This window comes from Sporomusa malonica (assembly GCF_900176355.1).
Taxonomy (GTDB): Bacteria; Bacillota; Negativicutes; order Sporomusales; family Sporomusaceae; genus Sporomusa; species Sporomusa malonica.
In genome coordinates, this window is record NZ_FWXI01000012.1 from 105,733 (window position 1) to 132,039 (window position 26,307).

At 43.6% G+C, this 26,307-nt stretch carries 26 protein-coding genes; 3 read left to right on the forward strand and 23 right to left on the reverse strand.

Annotated elements, in window-relative coordinates:
* Positions 1–111: 111 nt before the first annotated feature.
* Genes B9A22_RS14525 through B9A22_RS14535 form a run of 3 tightly spaced genes read right to left on the reverse strand, consistent with a single transcriptional unit; the run spans position 112 to position 2,184 of the window.
* Positions 112–648: a hypothetical protein gene (locus B9A22_RS14525; protein WP_084576561.1), complete on the reverse strand. Its 537-nt coding sequence runs from the start codon at positions 646–648 to the stop codon at positions 112–114.
* Positions 649–707: 59 nt separating this feature from the next.
* On the reverse strand, positions 708–1,148 hold the full coding sequence (locus B9A22_RS14530) for a MarR family winged helix-turn-helix transcriptional regulator (RefSeq protein ID WP_084576563.1): 441 nt from the start codon (positions 1,146–1,148) through the stop codon (positions 708–710).
* 22 nt (positions 1,149–1,170) lie between these two features.
* Entirely contained in the window at positions 1,171–2,184 is a 1,014-nt protein-coding gene (locus B9A22_RS14535; protein ID WP_084576564.1) for an Acg family FMN-binding oxidoreductase, read from the reverse strand.
* A gap of 364 nt (positions 2,185–2,548) precedes the next feature.
* Here B9A22_RS14535 and B9A22_RS14540 point away from each other — a divergent pair, with 364 nt between their 5' ends.
* Complete coding sequence (locus B9A22_RS14540) at positions 2,549–3,724, forward strand: MGDG synthase family glycosyltransferase (RefSeq protein WP_084576566.1); 1,176 nt, start codon at positions 2,549–2,551, stop codon at positions 3,722–3,724.
* Positions 3,725–4,142: 418 nt separating this feature from the next.
* On the opposite strand, the gene B9A22_RS14545 is transcribed toward B9A22_RS14540, so the two are convergent.
* From B9A22_RS14545 to B9A22_RS14555, 3 genes are all read right to left on the reverse strand, one after another.
* Complete coding sequence (locus B9A22_RS14545) at positions 4,143–4,352, reverse strand: hypothetical protein (protein WP_084576568.1); 210 nt, start codon at positions 4,350–4,352, stop codon at positions 4,143–4,145.
* Positions 4,353–4,701: 349 nt separating this feature from the next.
* Positions 4,702–5,463, reverse strand: coding sequence for a GNAT family N-acetyltransferase (locus tag B9A22_RS14550; RefSeq protein ID WP_084576570.1), 762 nt, complete (start codon positions 5,461–5,463; stop codon positions 4,702–4,704).
* Positions 5,464–5,606: 143 nt separating this feature from the next.
* Positions 5,607–6,017 carry a DUF2000 domain-containing protein gene (locus B9A22_RS14555; RefSeq protein ID WP_084576571.1) on the reverse strand — a complete coding sequence of 137 codons (411 nt, stop codon included), beginning with the start codon at positions 6,015–6,017 and terminating at the stop codon, positions 5,607–5,609.
* Positions 6,018–6,399: 382 nt separating this feature from the next.
* Here B9A22_RS14555 and B9A22_RS14560 point away from each other — a divergent pair, with 382 nt between their 5' ends.
* Together B9A22_RS14560 and B9A22_RS14565 are read left to right on the forward strand one after the other, a co-directional pair.
* Positions 6,400–8,055 carry an alkaline phosphatase gene (locus tag B9A22_RS14560; RefSeq protein WP_245823998.1) on the forward strand — a complete coding sequence of 552 codons (1,656 nt, stop codon included), beginning with the start codon at positions 6,400–6,402 and terminating at the stop codon, positions 8,053–8,055.
* A 149-nt stretch (positions 8,056–8,204) separates the two neighbouring features.
* Complete coding sequence (locus B9A22_RS14565) at positions 8,205–8,675, forward strand: redoxin domain-containing protein (protein ID WP_084576575.1); 471 nt, start codon at positions 8,205–8,207, stop codon at positions 8,673–8,675.
* Between the two features lie 41 nt (positions 8,676–8,716).
* On the opposite strand, the gene B9A22_RS25480 is transcribed toward B9A22_RS14565, so the two are convergent.
* From B9A22_RS25480 to B9A22_RS14625, 17 genes are all read right to left on the reverse strand, one after another.
* On the reverse strand, positions 8,717–8,857 hold the full coding sequence (locus B9A22_RS25480; RefSeq protein WP_176215530.1) for a hypothetical protein: 141 nt from the start codon (positions 8,855–8,857) through the stop codon (positions 8,717–8,719).
* Positions 8,858–9,047: 190 nt separating this feature from the next.
* Positions 9,048–9,542 carry a hypothetical protein gene (locus B9A22_RS14570; protein ID WP_084576576.1) on the reverse strand — a complete coding sequence of 165 codons (495 nt, stop codon included), beginning with the start codon at positions 9,540–9,542 and terminating at the stop codon, positions 9,048–9,050.
* A 631-nt stretch (positions 9,543–10,173) separates the two neighbouring features.
* A complete protein-coding gene (locus B9A22_RS14575; protein WP_084576578.1) occupies positions 10,174–11,136 on the reverse strand; it encodes an AEC family transporter in 963 nt (320 codons plus the stop codon).
* Positions 11,137–11,667: 531 nt separating this feature from the next.
* The gene (locus tag B9A22_RS14580) at positions 11,668–12,435 is read right to left on the reverse strand and encodes a DUF4931 domain-containing protein (RefSeq protein WP_084576580.1); all 768 of its coding nucleotides are present in this window, start codon (positions 12,433–12,435) and stop codon (positions 11,668–11,670) included.
* 322 nt (positions 12,436–12,757) lie between these two features.
* Positions 12,758–13,168, reverse strand: coding sequence for a molybdenum cofactor biosynthesis protein MoaE (locus B9A22_RS14585; protein WP_084576582.1), 411 nt, complete (start codon positions 13,166–13,168; stop codon positions 12,758–12,760).
* A gap of 188 nt (positions 13,169–13,356) precedes the next feature.
* Complete coding sequence (locus B9A22_RS14590; protein ID WP_084576584.1) at positions 13,357–14,064, reverse strand: alpha/beta hydrolase; 708 nt, start codon at positions 14,062–14,064, stop codon at positions 13,357–13,359.
* Positions 14,065–14,187: 123 nt separating this feature from the next.
* The gene (locus tag B9A22_RS26565; protein ID WP_139796258.1) at positions 14,188–14,292 is read right to left on the reverse strand and encodes a sigma factor-like helix-turn-helix DNA-binding protein; all 105 of its coding nucleotides are present in this window, start codon (positions 14,290–14,292) and stop codon (positions 14,188–14,190) included.
* A 164-nt stretch (positions 14,293–14,456) separates the two neighbouring features.
* Positions 14,457–14,774 (reverse strand): phospholipase D-like domain-containing protein, encoded by a 318-nt coding sequence (locus tag B9A22_RS25485; RefSeq protein ID WP_176215531.1) that lies wholly within the window; start codon positions 14,772–14,774, stop codon positions 14,457–14,459.
* A gap of 153 nt (positions 14,775–14,927) precedes the next feature.
* Entirely contained in the window at positions 14,928–15,134 is a 207-nt protein-coding gene (locus B9A22_RS25490) for a hypothetical protein (RefSeq protein ID WP_176215532.1), read from the reverse strand.
* Between the two features lie 59 nt (positions 15,135–15,193).
* Positions 15,194–15,325: a hypothetical protein gene (locus B9A22_RS26340; RefSeq protein WP_281252397.1), complete on the reverse strand. Its 132-nt coding sequence runs from the start codon at positions 15,323–15,325 to the stop codon at positions 15,194–15,196.
* Positions 15,326–15,342: 17 nt separating this feature from the next.
* Positions 15,343–18,240 (reverse strand): NHLP bacteriocin export ABC transporter permease/ATPase subunit, encoded by a 2,898-nt coding sequence (locus B9A22_RS14600; RefSeq protein WP_084576586.1) that lies wholly within the window; start codon positions 18,238–18,240, stop codon positions 15,343–15,345.
* Positions 18,241–18,242: 2 nt separating this feature from the next.
* The gene (locus B9A22_RS14605) at positions 18,243–20,438 is read right to left on the reverse strand and encodes an NHLP family bacteriocin export ABC transporter peptidase/permease/ATPase subunit (RefSeq protein ID WP_217805962.1); all 2,196 of its coding nucleotides are present in this window, start codon (positions 20,436–20,438) and stop codon (positions 18,243–18,245) included.
* A 1-nt stretch (position 20,439) separates the two neighbouring features.
* The gene (locus B9A22_RS14610) at positions 20,440–21,390 is read right to left on the reverse strand and encodes an NHLP bacteriocin system secretion protein (protein ID WP_084576588.1); all 951 of its coding nucleotides are present in this window, start codon (positions 21,388–21,390) and stop codon (positions 20,440–20,442) included.
* Positions 21,383–22,504: an efflux RND transporter periplasmic adaptor subunit gene (locus tag B9A22_RS14615; RefSeq protein ID WP_176215533.1), complete on the reverse strand. Its 1,122-nt coding sequence runs from the start codon at positions 22,502–22,504 to the stop codon at positions 21,383–21,385. Before B9A22_RS14615 ends, B9A22_RS14610 begins: the two co-directional genes overlap by 8 nt.
* 32 nt (positions 22,505–22,536) lie before the next feature.
* Positions 22,537–22,632 (reverse strand): cell wall metabolism sensor histidine kinase WalK, encoded by a 96-nt coding sequence (locus B9A22_RS25870; RefSeq protein ID WP_139796259.1) that lies wholly within the window; start codon positions 22,630–22,632, stop codon positions 22,537–22,539.
* Positions 22,633–22,854: 222 nt separating this feature from the next.
* Positions 22,855–24,558: a B12-binding domain-containing radical SAM protein gene (locus tag B9A22_RS14620; protein WP_084576591.1), complete on the reverse strand. Its 1,704-nt coding sequence runs from the start codon at positions 24,556–24,558 to the stop codon at positions 22,855–22,857.
* Positions 24,534–26,285, reverse strand: a complete 1,752-nt coding sequence (locus B9A22_RS14625) for a B12-binding domain-containing radical SAM protein (protein ID WP_084576593.1) — start codon at positions 26,283–26,285, stop codon at positions 24,534–24,536. The genes B9A22_RS14620 and B9A22_RS14625 overlap by 25 nt, the downstream gene beginning before the upstream one ends.
* Positions 26,286–26,307 lie beyond the last annotated feature (22 nt).

Below are 26,307 nucleotides of genomic sequence, written 5' to 3' on the forward strand. Positions count from 1 at the left end.
TCAGTCAACAAATAAATAGGTAAGCTCCACCACCCGAGGGCATTAAGGCCAAACTCGTTCCCTCAATGCCCTCAAAAAAAACTCAACGGTCAAGATTCTGCTTTTGAATCCTCAGTCGACACCCAATGAATAATTATTATCCAAACGAATCACGACTTCTTCCTTTATTTTTAAATCCACTTCTGTTCCAGCCCTGATTATCGCTTCTTTTCCTTTAATTAATACCCCGAGTAACGAATATCTTATTAAAAATTGTGGTTTATCACCACGTATTTGCAGCATACCGGTTACAGGAATGGAATGACCATCCTTTGTTTTCACTTCGGAAAAAGCAACTTCAAGCTGGCCATCTTTATCCCAAGAACCAGCCTTTTTTATCTTCGTGATGCTGGCCTCAACATCAGTATTAGCAGGCACTATTACGACGTCTCCGATCATTATGTCCTCTATTACTTTAAAATGCATCTTCTCATTTTGCCTGATTTTCTGCGAACTTATTGTTTCCACTGCTCGAACTTTAATGATCATACCTTTTGCCATGGTTAAATTACGTGGCATAACTGTCGCTATTTCATTTGTAGACGCAAATGCCACACTCACCGACATAATCACAACAAGTAGACTAGCTAATATAGCTTTAAAATTCATATTAAAAACCTCCTACCAGTATTAAAATTAGTTTTGTCTAACTAACTATTGTCAAAATTTTATCCTTCAATTTCGTTTACGATTTTTCTTAAGAGCTCTGTAAACTGTTTTTTCTCATCGTCTTCAAGACACTTAGTCATCTTTAGGGCGAAATGATAATACCCCATGCTCTCAATCGCTAAAAGTTCTTTCCCTTTTTCTGTTAAGTATATGTGGAATACCCGCAAGTCTTCTTCCGACTGCTTTTTATAAACGATATTACGCTTGATCAGCCGGTTAACAATATCTGTGATAGTGGATTTCTGGACATTAAACCGTTCTACCAACTGTCTAAATGTAGGGCCATCCATGTCCTTAATCGCATGAAGATAATGCAGCTGAGTTATTGTTAGATTAAATAAATCTCCACTGTCTGTTTCCTCTTTATATTTCCTCATGGACTGTCGCATCGTTTCCGATAGAATATCTATATATTTTACAATAAGAGCTTCGGTTTCCATCAAATCCTCCGTACCTCGAATATTATATGTATCTGGATTCAATAACAATTATTTTAGACATAGGCATACGTAAACTAACAGGTTGCAGATACTCTTTAACATATCCTATCCGCACTACGAACTGGATACTTCCAGTATGACCAAGTTCCTTAGCCAATTCCGTCAGCCAGGGAGCTTCTTCTAATACCTGGGTCATCGGATGAAAAGCAATCAACTTTTCGCGAGCACGCAACCAAACCGACTGAAATACTCTTCCTGCGTTTATCAATTCAGTTACAATGGCATTATCGCTTTTCACAACTAGCCATCCAGCACAGTTTTGCACTTGTTCCTCAACTAACTTTATTGTCTCATTTCTAAACGGCTTACTTAGTACATCTCCTTTACTTAAGAAGTGTTCTGCATACCAACGAACAATACCTTTGAGTTCCATGCTTTCAGGAGTAAGACCATTATGATGTTCTCTTGCCTCCTGCTCAGTCCATCTGATCCATTCGGCTAACTCTTTCTGAGCATCTTCCCTATATACTTGAGTTTTATTTGCCAGCAAGGTAGCTTCGCTCAGATATGAGCCCGCTTTAGAATTCAGCGGATAATAAAAAACTGTGTTTTTATTGTTTCCTACCAGATATTTTATATCTTCCTCCCTCATCGGACTTTTAAGCAAGTGTTTTCTTACCGTCCTCCGTTCTTTTATCGCTCGGTCAGAGATACTTGTCTCTTTCCCTTTAATTAATCTTAGCTCTGCTATTTCAGAGCTAAAGTTATCTTTCCCAATAACATCAGTTTCTGCTTCATATCCTTGTATTCCCGCTGCTACCGACAGATTTTCAATAAAAGCCCCTATTGACAACATCATTTCTCGATTATCAGGATCAACAGCCGGTAACCATCGTGTCATATCTGATCCTATGACCCATCGCTTCGGTCCTTTTATTGTTATCGTCCAAGGCTGCGTATTGTGGCCACTTGGAGCAAGGGATGCCAAATATAATATTTCGATTTCATCTTTGCTTAAACCCTGTATATATGACAAAGTATAACCTCGTCTCAGGGTACCTTCCCCTTTCCTCTTCAGCCATGAGTAAAAAATTGATCCAGCACCCAGTGCAGTTCCCCCGCCCCAACAATACTTTATAAATTCCCTCCTGTTCAGAAAGTAATTCCCCTCTCGTTAATTTTATTAGTTAGCACTAACTAACTATATTAAAGCATAATTGGTCTTTTTTGTAAATGATATTTTATCCGTATCACCCGCAACCGCCGGCGATGTTTTAATATATTAACAAATACTTTACTAAAATATAACCTTAGTTTTTTTCATATTCCGTATAATGAAAGAGAAAGCCTTGCCTTTCGTTAGCAAAACCCTGACAACCATTAAATTTAGGAGGATACCAATGACTTCTACCGTCAAAAATATCCTTTTCGCCATCTCCGATACTGGAGGCGGACACCGCAGTGCCGCGGCAGCGATAGTAGCCGCCTTGAACGGCTACGACCAGATCAACTGCACCCTTTCCGATCTGCTCAAAGCCACCGGATTTCCCGGCCTGAGAAAAGCTCCGGAAATTTATGACTATTGCTCTCGTAAGCAGCTCTGGCTGAATAACTTGTTTTTTGAGAAAACCAACAGCGTAAAAAGAATAAACCTGCTGACCAAATTCGTATACCATCAGGCCGCACCGCAGTTCGAAGGCGAGATTAGCCAAATCAACCCCAACCTGTTGTTGGCCGTTCATCCCCTCGTCATTGGGCTGCTAGTCGCCAGCCGCAAGGCTACCCGTGCCTCCTGGCCGATTTTTGCAGTTGTAACCGATCTGGCCACCATTCACGCTTCTTGGGCAACTCCAGGGGCCGACTTGTACCTGGTACCGACTGAAGAAGCCTATAACGCTCTTGTCCGGCACGGAATCGCCGCCAGTCAAATCATCCTTACCGGTTTTCCCGTGCATCCTAAATTCAGCCCCGCACCCGCCACCCGCATAGAAGCCCGTCATGATCTGGGTATTGATCCAGAGCGGTTTTCAGTTCTTTTGACAGGCGGTGGAGTAGGCGCCGGAAACATGACCAAATGGATTAAGGCGCTTGTGAAGAACTGCCACAACAAGCAGATCCTCGTGGTAACCGGGCGAAATCAAGCCCTCTACAACCAACTGCAGATCTTAAAGAGCCAGTTTGAACACCTTCACGTTTATGGTTTTGTTGACAATATGGAAACCCTAATGACCGCCAGCGACATCATCATCAGCAAAGCCGGCCCTGGCACTATTATGGAAGCGGTAGCCATGCAGCGACCACTCATCATCACTGAGGCCGTCGGCATCCAGGAAACCGGAAACATTGATTTTGTCGTTAACAATCGGCTTGGTCACTTCTGCCCTGACTCGACCCAAGGCTGCCAAATCATCAATAATCACGCAGCCGGCGGCGATTTCGCTTTCTCATATGGCAAGAGACCCCCGAGTAACGGTTCAATCCGCATTGCTGACATGATCAGCCGACAACTCGCTACTAGTGCTGCCAAATGGGCAAATATTGAATCTCACAGTACCAGCCTTTTCCGAGGTGCCTAGTCAAATTTCCCGCCCGGGTCGAATGCCAGTGCCAAGGTAATATAAAACCTTGCATTTTTAAACCTCTCCAACAGAATTTTATGATTTAGTAGTCACACATTTGATTACCACGCTCACAGAAACAAGTTATAATGGCTGCAAGCGGGGTCCTGTTATTAGTTCTCATTGTTTATCAGATTCTGGCATGTCTGGAGGGCAACGATCCCCAATTTTTCAAGACAAATAATGATTCCTACCGAAAGATCCCTATGAGCCTTCATATCCCGTATATATGAAAGTTCATAGGGATCTTCATGGACTTGAATAACTTAAACAATTTCTAGGCAACTAACGCAACGTGTCTGTTGATAGAAAGACGCTACTGATACACTAAATAGCCAGACTAAATCTCCTATTAACCTAAAGCAGCTTTTCCATTTCAATGACCACAGTTATTACAATTATTTTTGTCATGACTATGGTGCTGTCCACCGCAGGGATGTTTTTTTCCAACTGCGTCAATCTTCATTTTGCTCATACTCCCGCACTTTGAACAAGCAATTTCGTAGCCGTGTCTTCCTCCTTTGGTACAAGGCTCTACCTCCCAGACATGCCCACAGTCACTACACTCAAAGATTCGGTTTTTCACTGAATAACTACCTCCTTGATTAAATTTGTGTAACCCTGTATCAAAGCCATGGCAATTTTAGCTTTGGCCGCATGTAAAATACACTGGAAGAGATCTTGCCAAATAAGCTACTCCATTCAGTTCCAAAAAAATTCTTAGTATATGTTCACTATTACTATATTCCTAACTTATAAAAGAAAACACCAAACAGCTCTGTCATTGGAATTGCTATGCATTCGGGATAAGAGGCTAAATAATCGCAGTCCCGTGAAAGCTCTTTCGTGGTATTTTATTCCACAAATATTTTCCATATCCTTTCAAAAAAATATGTACTTTCAGAAATATTAGTCTATTAGAGATTGTGAAGAATTTAGGCATTCTTTATTTTTTCCCACAACTTACTAAACTTTACTTTAGTAAGGACTTCGTGAGTCAAAAACTCACCATTATAAAAAGCACTAAAGGATGTAAAAGCAGCAGGAGATCTCTGGGCTTGTTCCTTGTTTTCCAGCTTGATGCGGTGTACGGGAATACTAAACTCTGCACCGATTATATCTAGCTCTTTTTGTACATAGTAATCGACAAAAGGGCATTGATCGGTATATAGCACGGTTAATCCCCGGACATAATTAAAAGTCGCTGATTTTACAGTATCTCTAAATTTAGGCATTGCTGCGTCACCTTGCAACCGCTTAACCAGCAACTCAAAGTAAGGTGGAGCCGTATCTGCGACTTCAAAACCATTTTTCAGTAAATAGACTTTATCGGAAAGGTATGGCCTCTTTTTGGCGCTAGAAACGATGACAATCCCCTTCTTTTCAGTCGAATCACGCAAGCACGAATTCAACAATTCAGTGCCATACCCCTGTTTCTGGTAACGTCCAGCCACCCAGAAACAATTAATGAACATATACCCCTCCGCATCAATGGGGCACCAAGCGTTTTCTGCAGGTAAATATTCAATGAACACCTTCCCCCGAACGTCCGCTTTCCTGAAAACCAAGCCTTCCTGAAACCGATTTTTCAGCCACTCTTTTTTCAGTGTTACACCTGCAGTGGTTTTCGTATCAGCAATGGCACAACAAATATGTTCTTGTTCTAAATTTTCCTCAGTTAAAATTAAGAGCTTCATTAAGTAACCTCCTCTACATGGCGTGTTATGTGTTGTTAATATTTGTTACTACAATAAAAAACTCCTGCCAAACCAAAGTTGACAGGAGTTTTTCATTTTGGTGCAAGACTTGATGTGCTGCGTAGCGTCCGTGGTTATGCTTGCTATCGCAATAATCCCAAATTCCCCGTTAGTTTGTTTACTATTTTTTTTGGGCCGTACAAGCAAATACCTAAATAGTAGATGTCCGAACTTGGCAAACTGGAAAGAGTTCTGCTATAGTCTTCATACTCCAAGCATTTTTGAGCAACCTCGCTGAAATCTATAACAGTTATCTCAGAATAAGCGCTGCCAAACATCAAATCCCGAATATCTTTAATCTGCTGTCTACTACCATTTAAAACAGGAATTGTTTGCGCAGTAATTCCTCTATGTACGTTGCCATTAACATCTTGTATATCGCATCCTACAATATCCTGCTGAAACATTTTACTCAGACTGATTCCCAGCACTGCAGCGGTATTGGCTACTAGTCCGAGCGGAAGTTCTTTGTTGATAACCATGACGATCTTCACTATATCCCCCCTTTCTTTACATTTATTTTAGCAACCCAAAGCGACTGTGTATTGTAAAAAATTGACGACACTACGATAATGTCGTCAATAATATTACACCTTAAGAAACCATTCGCCACCTAGGTGGATGCTTATTACATAAACTTTTGATCCTTATCATGATTAGTGAGCTTGCGCCGACGGTCAATTTTGCTCACCGTAATTAGGATATGCAATTCTGGATTCAGGACTTGCTGAATATGCGCTAGTCGTCTACGGCTAAGTCTATGTCTACTAAATGCCATTGGAAAAAATTCACATTTTTCTATTTTATGGAAGGATTTATTTATGCTAACCAAGAACGTTGATTAAATGAAAGCACATATTAAGGGGGGCTTTAAAATTGTTCAGGAAAAATAGCAACAAATGGCTAGTTGGCTTTCTCGTGGCTTGTTCGACCTTCGTGTTTGCACCAACGGTCATAGGTGCTTCACCAGGACCAGCTAAAAATGTCATTGTGCTAATGACGGATGGAACTGGGACTACTCATACAACGATAACTCGCTGGTATAAGGGGGGGCTTTTGCCTCAAGATCCATTTATCGTAGGTGGCGTTCGTACCTATGGTGCCGACTCGATCATAACTGATTCTGCTCCGGCAGCCAGCGCCTTTGCTACCGGTCACAAAACAGATGATAAATTTATAAGCGTACTGCCGCCTAAAACAACGATTCCCGGCTTGGCACAGGTAGCTGAAGACTTAAAGTACAAACCGGTGGCCAGCGTGCTGGAAGGGGCTAAATTTGTAGGTAAGTCTACCGGCTTAATAGCCACCTCTAATATTCAGCATGCCAGTCCGGCTGCTTATTCTGCCCATTGGCCGGATCGCAGCAACTATGATGAAATCGCTGAGCAACAGGTCTATCAGAATATGGATGTGGTACTTTCTGGCGGGAAGCAATATCTACTGACTAAAGACCTGGGTGGGACTCGAACCGACGGGGAAAATCTCATTAACGTACTAAAAGCAAAGGGCTATGGATTCGTAGAAAATAAACAGGACATGTTGGATTACAAAGGAAAAAAACTCTGGGGCCTATTTGCTAATGATGCTTTAGATTATGATATGGATCGCCAATTGCTTCGTCCGGATCAGCCCTCCTTGGCCGACATGACGAAAAAGGCCATTGACATATTATCCAAAAATCCTAAAGGATTCTTCCTATTTGTAGAAGCCAGCAAGGTTGACTGGGCTTCCCATGCCAACGAGCCCATCGGTGTAATCAGTGACTCTCTGGCCTATGCCGATGCCATCCAAGTAGCCTTGGATTTTGCTAAAAAAGATGGCAATACCCTAGTGCTTTGCTTTACCGATCATAGTAATGGCGGTATGTCTATTGGTAGCAATAAAACTGATAAAACCTATTCCAGCACCCCCTTTGCCCAGTTGATTGACCCGCTGAAAAAAGCAACCTTAACAGCCGAGGGTATAGAAGTTGTACTCGGTAGTAATCGAGAGTCCAGCAACATTCGTCAGATCGTAAGTCAATACTACGGAGTTGAAGATTTAACTGAAGAAGAAGTCCGGGCAATCGAAAAAGCGAAAAAAGGTGCTTTACCCAATGTGCTGGGGCCGATTATCAGCAAACGCTCCATCGTGAGCTGGACAACAACGGGGCATACCGGCGAAGATGTCTTCTTATATGCCTATGGACCAGGGAAACCTGCCGGCCTTATCGAAAACACGCAGTTAGCTTATATTTGCAGCACCGGTATGGGGTTTGATCTGGATCAAATAGACTATAAGCTATTTATAGAAGCCTCTGCCGCTTTTAAGCCACTAGGAGCCATTGTCACTATCGACAAAACGGACCCAGTCAATCCCGTACTGGTTATTGAAAACGGGACAAAACAAGCCAAACTCCCCTTCAGCAAAAACCTAGTCATTGTAAATGGTAAAACCCACGAAATGACCGGTATTACTGTTTATGCTCCCAAAACGGATAAAGTATATGTTCCTCGACAAGCAGTAGAATTGGTGCGTAACGCCTGGAAATAATTTGAAAAATCAACAAATAAAACGCCCGGCATTAGCCTGGGCGTTTTATTATAAATATGGAAATTCCCTCCTTCAATCTTAAGATTTGGTATAGCAAGCCTGTATTTTTGGGCACGCTATTAACAACTTATCAAAAAAGGGAGGGCACTATGAACCTAATTACAGTCGGCGATGATGCGCCGAACTTTACTTTGACTGATAACAACGAACAGTATGTCACGCTGACAAACTATCGCGGTAAAAAAGTGCTCCTTTCCTGGCATCCTCTAGCTTGGACACCTGTCTGCACCGACCAAATGCGTGCCTTGGAAACTAACTACCAGACCTTTCAAAACCTTAATACAGTACCTCTAGGATTCAGTGTCGATCCTACGCCCTGCAAAAAGATATGGGCTGAAGCGCTACAGTTAAAGATGGTGCGAATTTTAGCCGATTTTTGGCCACATGGCAAGGTAGCCAGGGACTACGGAATATTCCGTGAGCAAGACGGCTACTCCGAACGGGCTAACATCATTGTCGATGAAAATGGAAAAGTAATGTGGGTGAAAGTTTACCCTTCCGCACAGCTGCCTGACATTAATGAAGTTCTCAACATATTGTCATGCAATATTGGCACATAAATTAAACAGTCGATGACTAGAAACCCCAACTAGCTCATGGATTACCAAGTAATTATTCCGCTGATCCCACGTAATGCATTAGGAACTAATTCACACGCCATTACGTATTCTTCAGGAATATTGTGTAGTTGCTTGACACCAAAATCTACAGATGATTTGAATCCAAATTCTCCTTTTAGCATAAAATTACACCCCTGTTGTTAATTCAGTATATCATACTGTCTAACAATAGGGGTGTAATTCATCTATCTGCATAAATAGCGATTTCTTATTTTAATAAAAGAGCTAGATTGAATTGGTAAAAGCCTAGCCTAATGAAAGCAGCTAATTCTGACGAGTCTCTAATATCTTTAGAAAAATTGATTGTAAGGATTAAAACTTAAAGGTTGCTCCAACTGCAATTTCATCTTTATCCTTGCCTTGATCAGGCATAAAATTAGTATATGTAACATTAAGATCAACATTTGCAGCTAATTGATAACCAGCCCCCACTTGTAATTCATTAAATTCATCGCCGGCAACGAAAGAAGCAAAACCATCAAGTTTCGGCGCTAATGATCCCTGCAGGCCTAGCCCCAGATACATGGATGAATCACTATAGTCAAAATCCCGATTGCCAATTATACCTCTGAGATTGTTAGAAAACTGATACTGTCCGTAAATGTCTTTCATATCACCGTAGTTATCACGATCAATAGATTGATACCCAAGCGTAAAGCGGTCACCAAATTTATGTTCAATATAAACCGTGTCACCACTTAAGCCTATCGCCGTTTGTTCGTTGTTTAGGCTGTTGAGCGGAGCAGCAAAACTTGTGCTCGTGCTCAAAGTAATGAAAGCCCCTAAAATAAGTAAACTCTTTTTCATTGTAAAATCCTCCCCCACATTGTAACGGTTCCACCAAAGCTTTTTTCATCTTTGATGAAACTTTTAGGTAAAGTAATTTACCCGTGTAATTTTTTACCTAAGATTAGTTTACCTGGCAATCTTTAGATTTTTCTTAGAATCTGCTTTGCCATCATAATAATTTATAGAACCTGCAAAACTATTTAACGGCTTCACAGCAAAAAAAAGATTAGCGAAATTTCAATTCCACGTGTACTTAACCCAATTAATCGCGGATAGGTTTTTCAGGCATCACAGGCAAATACTCGTAACCATACTTCAAATTTATATCGCATAAATTGCTTTTATTTAGAAATGAACTTGATTGCCAGTACATTTCAACTGTCTTACATGATTATGACTTGTAATTATATTGCTTTTTGATATCGTCAATCCCTGCGTTGGTTATTTTTTCAAAAGTGACTTCATCCACTACAAGGTATGAGTCCCATACTTTATTTCTATAACAACAGTAGCCACAGGCCCGGCACCTGAAGGCTCTAACATGCGAACCAATCATAGTTCCTCCTTCTATTATATTCCTCTTCTCAAGTCATTCCAACGGTTTAAAGCTACTTTACGCATTGTATTCTTGACCTATCGCTTGGGAGTGCTAAGCAGGAAATATAAATTGCGCTGCATAAATGACTAATGTCAGTGTAATGGCACTAAAAAGTGTTGAAAGCATGACAGCCTGCGAGGCAAAATCCGGGCAACTGTCACATTCAACTGCTATCAGTGCGGTATTGACAGCAGTAGGAACTGCGTGGGCAATAAATACTGCCTGGGCTACAACGCCGGTTAATCCCAACAACTGGATATAGATGAGTGCCAGTAAGGGGCTAATTATAAGCTTAGTAAAAACAGAAAGATGAATATCTACATTTTTTAGATCGAAGTTAGTCTTTGAAAGTTGAACCCCTAATGTTATCAAAGCCATAGGAACGAGTCCATTCTTCAGATATTCTAAGGTCGGCCAAACTGGAATTGCCGTAATATCAATCTGCATACTTTTAAAAATAAGCACCAGTGGTATTACGTATATTGCAGGCATCGTCAAAATTGTCTTAATGGAATCTTTCATACTGCCGTTAGCCCTTCCGGCATTATAAAAGCCCAAAGTATTAACGGATATATTTTGTAGAATAAGAATCATAATCTGGGCAGTGATCGCCTCATTGAGATACGGCGTTTTTCCATCAATTACAAAAGGAGCACTGCCGAAAATAAGGGTTATCAGGGAAACTCCAATGTTACCGGAATTATTAAACATGATGGAATTCTTAAAAGCATTGGTAAGGCCTACATCGTATTTGCGAGCTTTTGCAATGATTCGTGCAATCATGTCGTTGGTTATAAGCAGCAAAACTCCACAAAGAAGGACTTTGAGCATATCCAGTTTAAGCTCTGTTGTATATAAATTCACAAAAATAAATGATGGTACAAATAAGTAAAACAGTAATTTACTTAAGCTAAATATATGTAAATCAAACTTTTTACTGAGTAAAAAACCTAAACTGATCAATAAAAATATAGGTATAATATTATGGCTCAATATGTGAAAAAAAATGGTCATGCTGAACAACTCCTATTCTAAGAATAGTAAATATGTAATGTATTTTCCCACTGTTTACATATTTAGTCAAGACTACTAGACTAGAAAAACAAGTTTGTACTATTCCCGCAGATTATTGACAAAGTATCATTAATTGAAATTTTTTTCAAATTTTTAAGTAATTCTTTGCATAATCCATTTCTCTTGATATTTTCGTATGGATAATCCCTCTTTCTCTTAGTTCTTGTATTCTTTTTCAGGAGTTGTTAACTATTACAAATGATATATTTCGCTATAACTATCCTACCCACTAGCTAAAACCATCATTTATCTCATATTAGCAAAGAGTGATTTTCTAAGTATTGAAGCAAAATTCGGTTTTAGCTGGAAAACCACAAAGCAAAGAACCCGCGAATTCGCGGGTTCTTTGCTTTTCCAGATTCATTTAGTGGCGACGATCCGCCACCTTGCAAATCCACCCATTTTAATTCCTTCAACGAGGACCGCCTACACGAAGCTGCGATTATGCTCCTGAAATCACCTCGACTGAAATTATAATCCGTATATTCGCTTGAGGTCAGCGGCGACGTCGGGAATGCGGGTGGACAGCTGGGGGATGGCGTAGCCGACGTAGATGGGTGAGGTAACAAACCGGGGCATGACTTTGGCGGTTATCTGGCCGCCTATATGGTAGAAGAAGATGTTGTAGCTGTTGCAGTGGCGGTTGAAATGGTGGAGGAAGTAGTGGGCGCAGATCTGCAGGTAGTCGGCCAGGAGGTCGAGTTGCCCGAGGTCGGCGAGCTTGATGTTGAGTTCAACGAAGCCGACCAGCGGCTTGTCGGCGATGGCGAGTTCAACGCCGCCGTCGCGGCTGATGACGATGCCTTCGAGGCTGACCGGAGGGATGTTGGCGGTGTAGTTGAGGTGGCGGAGGCCGATGATCTGCATGTGGGGGTGGCGAATGGAGCCGCCCGAGCTGGGGCCGTGATTTTTGAAGAACAGGACCGAGGCGAATTCGCCGCCGGCGATCATGCCCAGCCACTTTTCGATGCCGAAGCGGATGACCCGGTGGAGGTGGTCCTTTGGATAGAGCGACAGTTCAGATGCGCAGTCATTGGTTTCGATGAGGACGGTCTGGAAAGTGTCCCGGAGCACCGGGTATTTGTTGGCGATGAGGAGTATCGGCCCGTCTTCGGCGATGATGCCCTCAATTTCGTCGCGGCAACAGAAGGGGCATTTATGGCCGTTATCGACAACGGTCACCGGTTTTGTGCCGCCAATCTGGGTGTCAAAAACGAGGTGAGTCTGCCTCGAGGTCATGGCTAAGTCTCCTTGTGCGCCAGAGTGTCTTGCTCTTCTTATGACTATTTCCCGTATTTCCCGGGACGGTTCTTGTTTGCTACTTTTCTTCCGATCTTATTATCCGTGTCAAAGGACGAAGTTACTTACATCTTTTGTTTTTTTACATGAATCCAGCCTTCACTCAATCTTACTACCGGGGTACAGGGACGGGGTTCCGTCTTGAATATCTTCCAGGACACTCCCACCGTCTCCTGCCGTTTTCCACATTTTTTCAAGGTTATGATTGGTGCTTGCGTCATTATTTTTAGGGCAATATCTACCTGACAAGTTACAGTTCCGTTTACTGCTTTTGTTCGATTTCCGTAACACATTCGTTTTTGATCTTGCCAACCAGGAATTGTAAGGCATCGATAACATGCGGCCTGATATCGCCGCCAATCAGTACATACATTATATCATCACCTAGGCTAAGCTGGCCTTCATTCAGCCAAACCTTAATATAGAAGATGCCTTCCATTTTATAGGTTTCAGCAATCGCTGCATCAACTTTTGCGGCATTATATGCGAATTCCATTCCCTTTACCAGCGAGCCGTCATCAAGCCCCTGGCGAACCTGGGCTTTAGGCGTCTGGCGAACAACGCCATTATGAACCAAAAACATGCCTTCTTGTAAAGCTAATGGATGAGCTTTTGCTTCTTTGAGCCAATCATCAATGGATGGTGATACTTTTTTCATTTCCCCTTTTGTCATAAGATAACACGCTCCTAATCTATTTAGTATATATATTGGGATGACATAATGAAATAGTGGTACGGTCACGGGGAGATTCTCCGGTTGCGCTGCACAGGAGTACGATACGTCGAGGAAACATTCCAAATCCCGCTTTTGTTAATTAAAGAACATTTTCTGATCCCGTTTTCTCCTATGCATTATACTGATTAGCTGTAGATATGCTTTTTCAGCCACTGTCTAAAAAATTGCAGTTGTTGTTTAGTGTGGAAGTAGTGTTCTCCATGCGCCATTACTTGCAAATCACAGCCGAAGCGTTTTGCAAATGCTGATATTATATCAAACTCACATAGGTTATCTTCCGAACCATAGAGAATTGATGTTGGATTGTTCCAAGCAACAATAGGATGTTCTTTCACATAGCAGTAATAATCCCAATAGAGTGTTTGTCCAATAGGCAGCGAAACTTCTTTTTCTGTTTTTAGTTTATTCTCACTTATACTAAACCATGTCATCATATTATTTATGATACGTTCCATGTTTACTACAGGAGAGAGAAACAAACACTGTTTCAACGGCTCATGGTTATATGCTAATAGGCTAAAATATGCTCCCATGCTACAAGCAAATACACTTCTATTATCTGATAAAGATTGTGCATAACTCATAATGGTATCAAGGTCTCGGATACAGTTTTGAACTTTGCAAGCATAAGGTTCATCCTTCCGGTCACCATGTTCAGGCAAATCGAAACTAAGCACTTGATAACCTATTACTGTTGCTTCTTCTGCAAACACAACAATCGCATCGTCAGCCTTATTTGACATATTCCCATGCACTACTACGAATAACTTATCTGATTTGTCGCCCCACAAAATCGCAGGGATATTTTCTAGTTTCAAATTTCGTTTTTTCATTGTAAATTCTCCTCTATAATCTTATAGTTTAGCATATAATACAAGAACTCCTGCCAAATCATCCAATAATTTGGCAGGAGTTTTTTCGCCGTTATCAATATTGCACGGGACGATTCTTGCTTGCTACTTTTCTGCCGATTTTATTATCCGGCTAACTCTGGATTCACTCAACTCTACTAACTTCCCGATTTCTTTCAAAGACATCTTTTTTCGAGCACATCTAGGCATACACACCACTCAGCACATTCTACACTACACAAACTAGCAAGCAAGAACCGTCCCTCCGTCTCAGAAGCCGCATAAGACTCTCTTCTGCACTGCCAAAACTCAATAGATTAATACTGCCATACCAAACTGTTTTCTGATCCATAATTGCAAATTGCTGGTGTATTTTAGTTTAAAAGATCAGATAAAGCATTTCTGTTTTTGTCTTCAAAATCTTCGGCCTGTCGCGTCACTATAGTCACTGTTACCTTAGCACGTCGTTTGGTAATAAAAGGGCTTACTATCACAATTTCCTTAACTGCATTCACAATATCATTCATATATACCGGCAAAAAGTTACTCTTGTCAAAAATAATGTTAATAGAATCTGTGGGAGCAGTTTCTCCTTTTGCCCTATAACCAATTTCGGCATATCCGTTCAGCCGCTTATTATACATTTTTCCCAGCATCCGCACATGAATATCTCCATAATCATAAATTTGCACTTCGTTTTTATTGGCAAATAACCGGTGAAGTCGCCTGCATATTGCTGGAGTGTACCTTTCCATGAAATCGGCATAGCTAAAAATAAAGTGTCGAGTCGGGGCTCATCAAACCCATCCCCTATATATTTGCCTGTAGATACTAAAGTCAGCGGTTTATCCCCAGGCACACTGGCTATTGCCTGCATGATGACATTCATCAACAATAACCATGCCATAATCTTTCACACACTCTTTAACTTCCCCCATTCGGTTGAGTGACTGAATTACGGCTATGTCTATGATACCGCTTAAGTTATTTTTGCCGGCGCCTATTTGTCCAATAACGCCGTGTGTTTTTTTCCTGCCGCGCTTATTCGGCATATTCACATCGGTACCTGGCCAAACCTCATGGATTGCCAGAAATTCCGCCAGTCTTTTCTTTACAGTGCGACCAAACTGACTTTATCGACCAAAATAAGCGTATTTACTTTTCTTTCAGCAATCAGCTTAATAGCTACAACCAGCTGCCTTGATGATGAAACAGGTGAAATGGCTATAACTTTTGGTTCCATAGCTATTTTATCCTCCATTAGGTCATCTGCCTTTGTGCCAACTCACTAAATACTCCGCCCTTTTCCATGAGTTCCTCATAGGTACCGCTCTCGACAATGGCCCCTTTATCCATGACAAAGATCTGGTCGGCATTGATAATGGTACTTAGCCGATGAGCAATCACTACCCGGGTAGCCTTCAACCGTTCCAGACTCTCACTAACAATGGCTTGGGTACGGTTATCCAGGGCACTAGTGGCTTCATCAAAATAGATAATCCTTGGACGATTGACAATGGCTCTGGCGATAAGAATACGCTGGCGCTGCCCGCCAGAAATAGTGGATGCTCCTTCACTGATCAGAGTATGCATCCCCATAGGCATTTTTCGTATATCCTCATCTAATCCCGCCATTCGGGCAGCTTGCCAAGCATCCTCAAGCGTCAGGTCTAATGAACCAATAATGTTATGGAAAATATCCCCAGACATTAACTGACCATTTTGCAGGACAACCCCTAATTGAGATCGCACCGACCGAATATTAAGTCCAGCTAAATCCTGATGGTCATAAAGGATAGCCCCTGCTTCCGGTTTTTCAAACCCTAACAGCAGGCGCAGCAAGGTAGACTTTCCGCTGCCGGATGTGCCAACAATAGCAACAAACTCTCCCCGCTTAATTTTCAATGACAGGTTCTTTAAAACCAGTTCCCCACCAGGCCGATAACGGAAATTGATATGACTGATCTCAATATCACCTGTTAAATCACCAGGATTCAGTTTAGCCTCATCTACTTCCGGCAAAGCCGACAATATGGGTTTCATCCGATTATACAAGGGAGCTATACCCATGATTGACATCGACGACGACGCCAGTGCAACGGCACCACTAATCACGGCTGTCAGCGCAGCATTGAAGGCGAGAAAATCCGCCATCGCCATGGGAGTATTGCTTTTGGCCATAGACATTATCATATAATACACTACAATGGATACAATCGCCGGATAGACAGCGTTAAACACCGTCTGCCAGGCGGTAATTTTCCTGGCTTTGAAGGCAACGGCTCGTTGCTCGCCAAAATCCTGTGCCCACAAATAGTAGGCGCGGTTTTCCGCACCAGCCACTTTAAATTTGGCAATTCCGTTAATAATTTGTAAGACAACCCCTGATATTTTACCTTCATAATGGGTCAGCTGGGTTTTGTATTTGATTTCAGTCCGGCTAAACAGCAAGAATATTACCACAAAAACCAGCACTAAAGCACAGGCAATCCACGCCAGTTCGGTATTGTAATAAAATAGCAGCGCAACATTACACAGTGAAAAAATGCTGGTAAAAATCGTAGTGAGCACCACTGAGTTCAAAATCTGTCGAATGGCATTAATGCCGTTGGCCCTTACCGCCAAATCGCCTACTGTAAACTCACGAAAAAAGGTAACCGGCAGACTCAGCAGGCGATCCCATATGGCTGCTTGCAACGTAGAATCAATTCTGGCTTCGGTTCTCACCATTGCCGTACTGCGAGCAATTTGGAAGGCTAAACCAGCAATAGCTCCAGTTATCAGTAACGCGGCCATCATACCATGCTGCTCGCGGTCAGCGCCGGGAATGATATCCTGGAACATAATACCAGTCGCCATTGGTGTAATCATGGTCAATAATCCGCCAGCCAGCCCCATGAGTACAATCATGCTAATATCCTGTACAGTGCAGCTAACAGTCACAAACCGGAGAATATCACCTAAGGTCAAGGCTCCTGCCGGCAACGGACGGTAAAACATAATGGCTTGGGGATTCAGCGTCCGGGCCAGCTCCTCTGTCACTACCGTCCGGCGGCCAGTTGCCGGATCAACCATTTCATAGCCGGTGACATCAATTGGTATAAGGGCTACAGGTCTCTCCTCCTGAGCGGTAAAGGCCAGCAACGGGGCATTGTCCCGGTAGTACCAATCCCCCCGCAATAACACCTGCCGCATACGAAAATGAGACGCCTGAGCAATCATACCCACAGCATCATACATACTCTTCCCAGCAGCCTTCGGTCCAAGCTTGACCTGAGTGTTTTCCATCCCCATGTGGTGGCAGACCATTTGGCATGCTGCCAGTAAGGGAGAAGACTGATCTATTTCAGCCACCGGCTGACCGGTAAAGGATGTTAATCGTTTAAATGATTTATGCACCAGACTGGCATCATGCTTTAATCGGTTAGTCAATCGGACCCGGCCCTCGCGATCGTCCTGCTGAATATTGGCTTCAATAGCAGTCAGCGCCAAGCGATGGAAACCATTTACGGTTTGCCATAACAGGTTTGCCTCAGGGTCATTGCTGAAGTCGAGCAAATCCTCAGTCAGTACAGCCTGTATTTCCGTATCCTCTTCAGCCTGCAGCCATGTATTCCCGGTTAGCGGCAACCAGCCGGCTGCCGGAGTAAGCTCTATTTCTTCCTGTCCGCAAAATAGAAGCCTCCCGTGTTTTATTCTCACCCATATGATTTCATCATCCGGGCGTACTACGCTGCCGGTTGCAAATTTCATTTCCTGTCCATGAGTGATTGTCTCAAACCTGGTAGGCGCTGCGCCCTTGATCACACCAGCCAACAAACCAAGCACCCAGCTCTCGACCATAAACAATACTGGCTCGGCGAATAATTTGTCATTACGAGCCCGGGCAGTATTCAGCAGACCTGGCTTTTCCCGTTTCATCAATTCTGTTCCCGGACTGCCTGACACTAACAGGCCTAAATGATCCTTACTGCTTGCAGCCAGACCAAACAGGTTCTGCCCGCATTCTGCCGAAAATAAATGCCTGCGGCGTCCCCAGGGTTGGCCGTTTTTCAGGTAAACAGCATAAACTTCCACGGTACCAGACTGGACAAACCACACGGCATTATTATCATTTAGCAAAAAAGGCGTATTGGCCCCGATTTCAATCATTTCCATAACTAACCATCCGCCTTTGCACTGGATTTTCCGCTTGGTTCATTGGTACCGATCAACTGCCGGTATAAACCATCGCTGCTATATAACTGCTCATGGGTACCACGCTCTACCACCTTACCTGCACTCATCACAATGATTTCGTCACAATCCCGGATGGTGCTTAACCGGTGGGCTACAATCAGGCAGGTACAGCCCCGCCGCCTGATACCTTCATCCACTTGTTTCTCTGTTAGCGGGTCAAGGGCACTGGTCGCCTCATCCAATACCAGCACAGTTGGATTAACCGCCAGGGCACGGGCAATCTCCAGGCGTTGACGCTGGCCGCCGCTAAAGTTGCGTCCGCCTTCATCAATCTTGGCATCATAGCCGCCAGACAAAGCAGCAATATCTGCGCCAATGGCTGCGTCTTTGGCAGCCTGGACAATGTCCATATCAGGAATATCGGTATTCCATAGAGTCAAATTATCACGCACCGTGCCCTCATACAAGCAGATATCCTGGTCAACTACGGCCACTGAATTACTAACAACGGCCCGGTTGATTTGTGAACGCAGCTGCCCATCAAATAAGATTTCTCCCGCCCAAGGCTGGTACAACCCAGAAACTAATTTGGCAACAGTAGACTTACCGCTGCCTGAGCCGCCAACCAAAGCCACCCGCGCCCCAGGCTTGATGGTAAGATTAAAATTCTCAATTAGCGGCGGCTCCAAACGACTATAGCCAAAACTAACATTTTTCAGTTCAAGATAACCCTCCAGCTTTGCAGAGCAGGCATCCTCGTCCGCAAGAGGCAGAGCCGCCGCCCCCGTCTCGGCTGGATAGCGCAGTACATCATCAAGGCGATTTAAGTCTCCTTCGGTTTCCTGCAATGCACCGCCCAGATTGACTAGGCGGTTAAAGGGTTCAATAAAATTAGCCATCAACGCCTGGAACGCCATCAGCATCCCTACCGTCATCTGCCCATCCATCACTTGGAAACCGCCTACTGCCAAAATAATTGCCGTATTAAGAGTAGTCAGAAATACCGGTACAGCCGCCATGAATTGGCCTGATAAAGCAAATCTCATTTCGGAATTCATTAGTTTAGCCTGATGACCAGACCATTTTGCAAAAAAATCATTTTCATTACCACCTGCTTTGATGGTTTCGATGATTTGTAAGCCTCCCATAGAAAAAGCACCCAGCTTACCCCGATCTTGCAGGAGTTTTTTGTTCTGCTCTGTTCGCCAGTTGGCTACATACCGCAAATAGGCCATATTGATCATCGCAACTAAAAGACCCACCGCTGTCAATACTGCATTATATTGTACTAAAAGCAGGAGAAAAAAAGCCACCACCAGTACATCAATAACGGCAGTTGCCAGTGATCCGGATATTAGTGTGGCCACCTTGTCGTTGATCTGCACTCTTGAGCCGATTTCACCAGCATAACGCTGCGCAAAAAACTCCATCGGCAGCTTGATGATATGTCCAAAAAACTTCGCTGAAGAAGCAATGGCCAGCTTGGCTTCCCAGCGGGTCAGGCACCATTCCCTCAGCCAGGTCAGCAGCCCTTGGGACAGCACGGTAATGCCCATCCCCACCAGGACAGGCATCAACCAGCCTTGCCGTCCGTTTGTCAGAATATCGTCGATAAAGATCCGTGTAAACGTTGGCAGCACCAGACCGGGAATAACCAGGAACAGGGCGATCAGTGCAATAAAAACCATCGCCTGTTTCGATGCCGCCAGCCGCGGTTTCAGTGAATTAATCAGGCTCGGCTTGGACCCGCTTTTTACAAAATCCGGACCTAGCTCAATGTGTAGAACAATACCCGTAAAGGATTGGTTAAACTCCTCATCTGTTACTATACACGACCCGCTGGCTGGATCGTTTAAATACACTTTCCCTTTTCCAAAGCCTTCTAATACGACAAAATGGCAAAAGTTCCAGTGGATAATTGCGGGAAATCGAATCGTACGCAATGCTTCTGGTTCTTTTCTGGAGCCCCAGGCCTTCATGCCGTATTTACGAGCCACTTTTAATATATTGCTAGCCTTGCTGCCGTCCCGGGAAACCCCGCACTCGATCCGAACTTCTTCCAGCGGCAGTATTTTTCCATAGTAGGCAAGTATCATTGTCAGTGCGGCGGCACCGCACTCCAAAGCCTCCATCTGCAATACTGTCGGCACTTTTGCTCTTTTTTGCACTACACTCACTTTATTCGCTCCGTAATAATTGATTTAATTGTAAAAATACCATAGTAATAGGTCGCTGCCGCTTTACGACCACTGAAGCACTGCAAACCGTCCCACCAAGAATCTCCTGGCCTGGCCCAGTGAGAGATGTCCAGAGGTAACCACTGGGTGTCTTATCGGGAATCAGCTCTGCCCGCACTTCAATCGGTGCGCCATTGGATTCTTTAGAAAATTTTTGCACTAGCTCTTTACTCCCTAAAGCCTGCTGCATTTTTTCCGACGTGACCGGATACTCAGATACTGATGTAATTTTACCTACAAGAAATCCATATTCTTCCGACCGGACGGTGGATGGGGCAATGTGCACCTCCAGACCAGGACTGATTTTCTTGCCGTCTTCTGCCGATAGATATAACACTGCTGCCAGTTTGCCACCCTCTTCACCCGTCTTGACACTGACTAATGACGTACCAGCCCTGATAAAATCGCCTTTGACTGCCTTTACCTCAACCACCTGACCACTTACTGCACTTACTACCTGGGACGCTTGAGCCAGTTGCTGCTGCAGCTGCTTTTGCTGTACCATTCGCCCTGCGTTATCAGGCTGATTCTGAGTTAGAGCCGTTTCACTCCTTAGCCGCTCAATCTCAGCGGTAATAGAAGGCTGGGAGACAGTGGCGATGACTTGCCCCGCACGAACAATGCTGCCTGGTGCCACATAGACCTCAGTTACTTGACCATCCGCAGTATGAACAATATTGGCAATGCCACCAGGCGTAAGCAGCATGCCTGTGCTGTTCACCTTAACCACAATGCTGCCGAAAATCCCCCAGAGAATGGCTGCCAGAAGCAGCACACCAAGGGTAGCCAGTGCGATCCAGCCACGTGGACTGGTGACGGTAATTAACTGATCAAGCTGATCAGGCGATGATATCTTGTCAAGTGCTGCCTTGCGAAATAGTCCCTCATTCATTATTACTTCGCCCCTTTACCATATCAATCATCATCCCATCACTGAGCCCCTCCTGCCCGTGAGCTACTACCAATTCTCCGTCCTTTAGCCCCTCAAGCACAATTGTCCAGCCATCGCCGCTATATCCGCTTCTTATCGTGCGCAGCCTGACACATTTGTCGCTGTCCACTACATAGACCAACTGTCGTCCATCCCTGACAATAACCGCCTGCTCAGGAATGACCAGTGCGTTTTTGACTGGAGGACCACTGATCTCAACCTGGGAATAAGCCCCAGGTTTTACTAATTGATTAGCGTTATCTACAGTAATTTCTGCCATCATATTACCTGGCGGCAGCCCCGGGCTAGCCGTTACCGCCGTTATTGTTCCGCCAATCCGTCCACCAGCTATGCCGCTTATAGTAATACCCACTGCCGCCCCTTGCAGCAAGACGCCTTGGTAGGGCATCCCTATCGGTACCATTGCCTTCAGTGCAGCTATATCACCCAGGCTGACTAGCGCTAAACCGGGCCGTGCGTATGAGTCTTCTTCTACATAACGTTTAAGAACTACCCCCGCATGTGGCGCAGTAATATTAGTACTCTCACGCTTGAGCAGTAATTGTTCTAAGGAAGCCTCTGCACTTGCCAACTGACCGGCTGCTATCTCTTTTTTAAACCGGGTGCCCTCCACGGTCCGCTCGTCAATAGCATCTTTGGCGCTTAATAATTGGGCCCGCTTTACATCACTCTCAGCTTGTTCTAAACTGGCCCTGGATGAATATACACTACCCCTCGCCTGTTTTATCTGGGACGCTAATTCCCGGCTTTCAATCACTGCCACCAATGTACCGGCAGTAACTTTATCCCCTTGTTTAACCATGATATTTTCAATCAGACCTTCAGTCTTGGCATAAACATCGGTATTCCATCCTGGTTCCAAGGTTAGAACAGTCCGTAATACGGGCGTAACATCACGTCTTTCTGATGGTGAAAATAGCAAGCCCGCTCCCGCTGTTTTGCGCATTTGATTCAGATGTGCATTACTAGATACATTAATATACACGCCGTAGGCGACAGCCACCAATACCATAAAACAGACGGTGATAACAACTAAAACTGCATTTTTGCTCATAAGATCTCCTTTGCACCTTACTTGTAACATTCCTAATATACCGCCATCCCTGCTCCTGGCTGAATTTCAGCCCAGATGTGACCACCATGTGCGGCAATAATTTCTTTAGCGATGCTAACCCGAATCATTTAAAATCACTTTCTATGATATCTATATTTACCTTATATTACAAAAAACCTGCCAAAAACCCACGAAATTTGCATAATAGTCCCAACATCACAAATAATTACAGTTGTCACGAACTCGCGTGTAAAAAGTAAAATCCTGCAACAATTCCCAATTGAATTTCTGCAGGACTTTTCGCTCGTTTCCATGCGTCAATGTAACTCTCCAACATTTCGCACATCAACCTAAATATACGCTGAAAATAAAATCAAATGCTGGTAGCTCATTTTTACTAACAGGTTTTTCATGTTCTCGGAAGACAAATTCAGTTTTTCTGCTATTTCCTTGACGGTAAATCTTCCGGAATACATCAATATATCAAGTTCTGTTTGACTGAGTGCCTTACTATCAAGCTCAAAAATATTTTGGATTCTTTGGATAATCCAGGACTTCTGCTCCTCTTCGTTGAGTTCATGCCATTCTTTTAACAAACCTTTATATGCAATGAGTTTTGAATAATAATGAAACAGTTGCTGATTTTTGGCATAAATGAATTTAAAGTAGCCGCCTGCAATGCCATAGCGCAGTGCCAGTTTAAAATCATCCTGGATGCGCGCCTTGGGAATAAGCCCTTTTTTAAACTGTTCTTTCATTTTATTAGAGACTTTGGTAATAAAACGAGAACGCCCCATGCAAATTTCTGCCAGAGAAAGCCCCTTGGTATGGTTTACCGGAAAATCTTCAATAGAAGTAATATACTCCCTGTCTTCCAGTACGATATCAAAACGTTCAGGCTGATTGTAAATTTGCGTTCCCGGCAGAGGCATGATAAAGGTCGTGGATATATCAAGCATGCCTGGTGCCATATTCAGAAGTTCCATGACAGCCTCTGTTGTTGTCTCCAGGGTTTCTTCTGTTTCAAAGGCTCCGCCAATAATATAGTTTCCGGTTAACTGGGGCAGCCCCTCTCTATAACAGATTTCTACCACTTTTTTAATGTCCTCCGGCTTGGCCTGTTTGCCATAAGCCCTGAGCACCGCTTCCACTCCCGACTCCATGCCAATCTGCATGCGTACCATACCACTGTCCATCATTTCTCTGATCATTTCCGGATGTTTTACCAGAAATCCGGGGTGTCCTTCACAAAACCACACAAAGTCATGCTTTTTTCGAAGTGCTTTTAGTCCAGACAAAAGCTTCTTCATTCTCACTGGATCTGTTGTAAATGTATCATCGGTAAAAAACAGATAGCGGGGACGATGACTGTCTTTTAATCTCGCTTCAATTTCCTTAAGCACATCTTCAACCGGGCGCATTCTTAAGTTCTTGGAATTACCCCCTTCAAAACAGAAGGCACAACGATAGGGACAGCCTCTGGCTGTGCTCACCGCTAACAGCGGTCTTTCCTCATAGTTAAGTACATCTTTGTTTTTGGGCAATTCGTACTTTGAGAAGTCTTCCAGATAGACATAGTTGGCATTTTGATCTGGCCGGATTTCACCCTGGACAACGACCTCTCGCCCCTGCGCCTTTGCGCTTAACCACTCTAACAGGGTTTCTTCTCCCTCTCCTTTTAAAATGGCATCTGCCTGATAGGTCTCCAAATCTTTATCCGTCATATGCAGGGTTTGGGGACCTCCCAAAACCACATAAAAAGCATGTTTTTCTTTTAAATGCTTACTGATGGCAGCCACTGCGGATTGATTATCAAAGTCACAGTAAAAACAGACCGCAAATAGGCAGTCTTTCATTTTTTCAATGGTTTTCATCACATCGGTGGCAATGGCTGTATAGGCTTTTGCAGCAAAACCATGAGCATTGAGTTGGGCCGCCAGGGTTAAAGTCCCGAGATTTTCAATCATTTCAAAGGTTCGTCCCTTAACCATTCGCTGGGTATAAACCAGTAAAACCTTGGGTTTATTGTTCATGGTTTCCCATATAAAATCCACTTATTTCCCTCCATTTTATTCAGAGACCGTTCTGCCTCACTATAAAAATTCGGGTTTTTCCCTTGGGTGTCCAGCTTCATTCTCCCCTGTTGCAGCACTTCTTTTTTGGAAAGCCGTCCATTACATAGCTTTAACAAGGTATAATCCAGTTCCTCCAGCTCATGATTGAATATTGTTGGTTTTTCTCTGCTGACATCGGTATATAGCCATAACTCAAAGGTCCTGTGAACTACGGCCTCTTGCTCAAGACTGCCCAATTGATGATATAAAACGTACTCGCCGGAGGCTCGCATTTTCCAATATTCATTATCAATGGGTATATTTTTGTAGACATAATCATTCCACCGGGTAAAAACCCCATATTGCCTGCCTAACCGATAGGAATCCAAAATCACAGCTTCCGGGATTTTTCCGGCAAAATAGATGTCACGCATTTCATTCTGAAGCCGCTTATTGGCAGATAAGCGAAGGTTTGTCAAATCAATAAAATCCAGTTCCCTGGTTCTGGACAGGGGAATGTCTTCATTGCTGCAGTCAATAAGGTCTTCATAAATTTCCATGCCAAAATCCCCTGGTCGAAGGGTAATGGGAGTTTTGGGATAAGGTAAAAAGGAGAAATAGGCAGTTTCAAACTGGCCTGGTGCATTGTGGAGCAGCTCCATAATCAGGTCTTCCGATTCTTTAATGGTGTCCAGGGTCTCATGAGGCCCTCCCAGAATGATGTTACCGGCAATGCCATGTATTCCAGCTTCAACACAGTGGTTAATCACATCCACTGCCATTTTTCTCGTTATTTTTTTGTTGTAGCTTTTTAGAACCTGATCGCTTCCCGATTCCAGACCAAAAAAGATTTTTTTAAGACCTGCATCTGCCAGATTCTTTGCCATATCCCGCTCTTTGTCAATTGTGGAAATGTGGGCGCTGGCAAACCACACAAAATCATAGCCTTCCCGGATTTTTTTTACTTCGTCGCAAATCCGCTTGACCCGCTTGGCATCCAGAGTGAAGGTGTCATCTAAAAAGTTAATGTACTTGATGGCAGGATTCCGTTTAAAATTCCCCCGGATCTCCTCCATAAGACAATCGACCGAATGACGGCGCACCCGCTTGGCATTGGCGCCTTCATAGCAGAAGGTACAGCCAAAGGGACAGCCCCGCCCTGTTAATATGGGCAGCAGGCCATAATATTTATAGTCGTTGGTCAGGGTAATATCCGGCCAGGGAATATCGTCCAGATTTTCCGGCGGCTTTCGTGCAGGCGTTTCCACCAAGTTTCCTTGTTCATCAAGGAAACTAATCCCTTGAATGTCTTTGAGGCTTCCCTTGTTATGCACAAAAAAATCCATTAATTCCAGAAGGGCTTCTTCGCCTTCACCGATACAGGCGGCTGCAATAGAAGTTTGTTTTAAAAAACCGGCATCCAGCCCGACGGTTTGAGGACCGCCTGCCAATAAAACCACCTCGGGAAAAAGCCTTTTCACTTCCTGCGAAAAAATCTTAACCCAATGAATATTGTTAAAATCGCAGTAAAAGCCAATGATTTTGGGGCTATTTTCCGTTCTCATCAGTTTTTTCACATAGGTAAGAGCTTCCTGGGCATAGCCTTGGAACATGTCTGCCTCATACCCTTTGCCTATTAATAATTGGATCAGTATATTCATTCCCAGGTTGCTCCCAGGAATATAGCCACTAACATAGCGGTGTGATTTAACCAGTAATATATCCATCTTCCACTCCCCCCTTGGAACT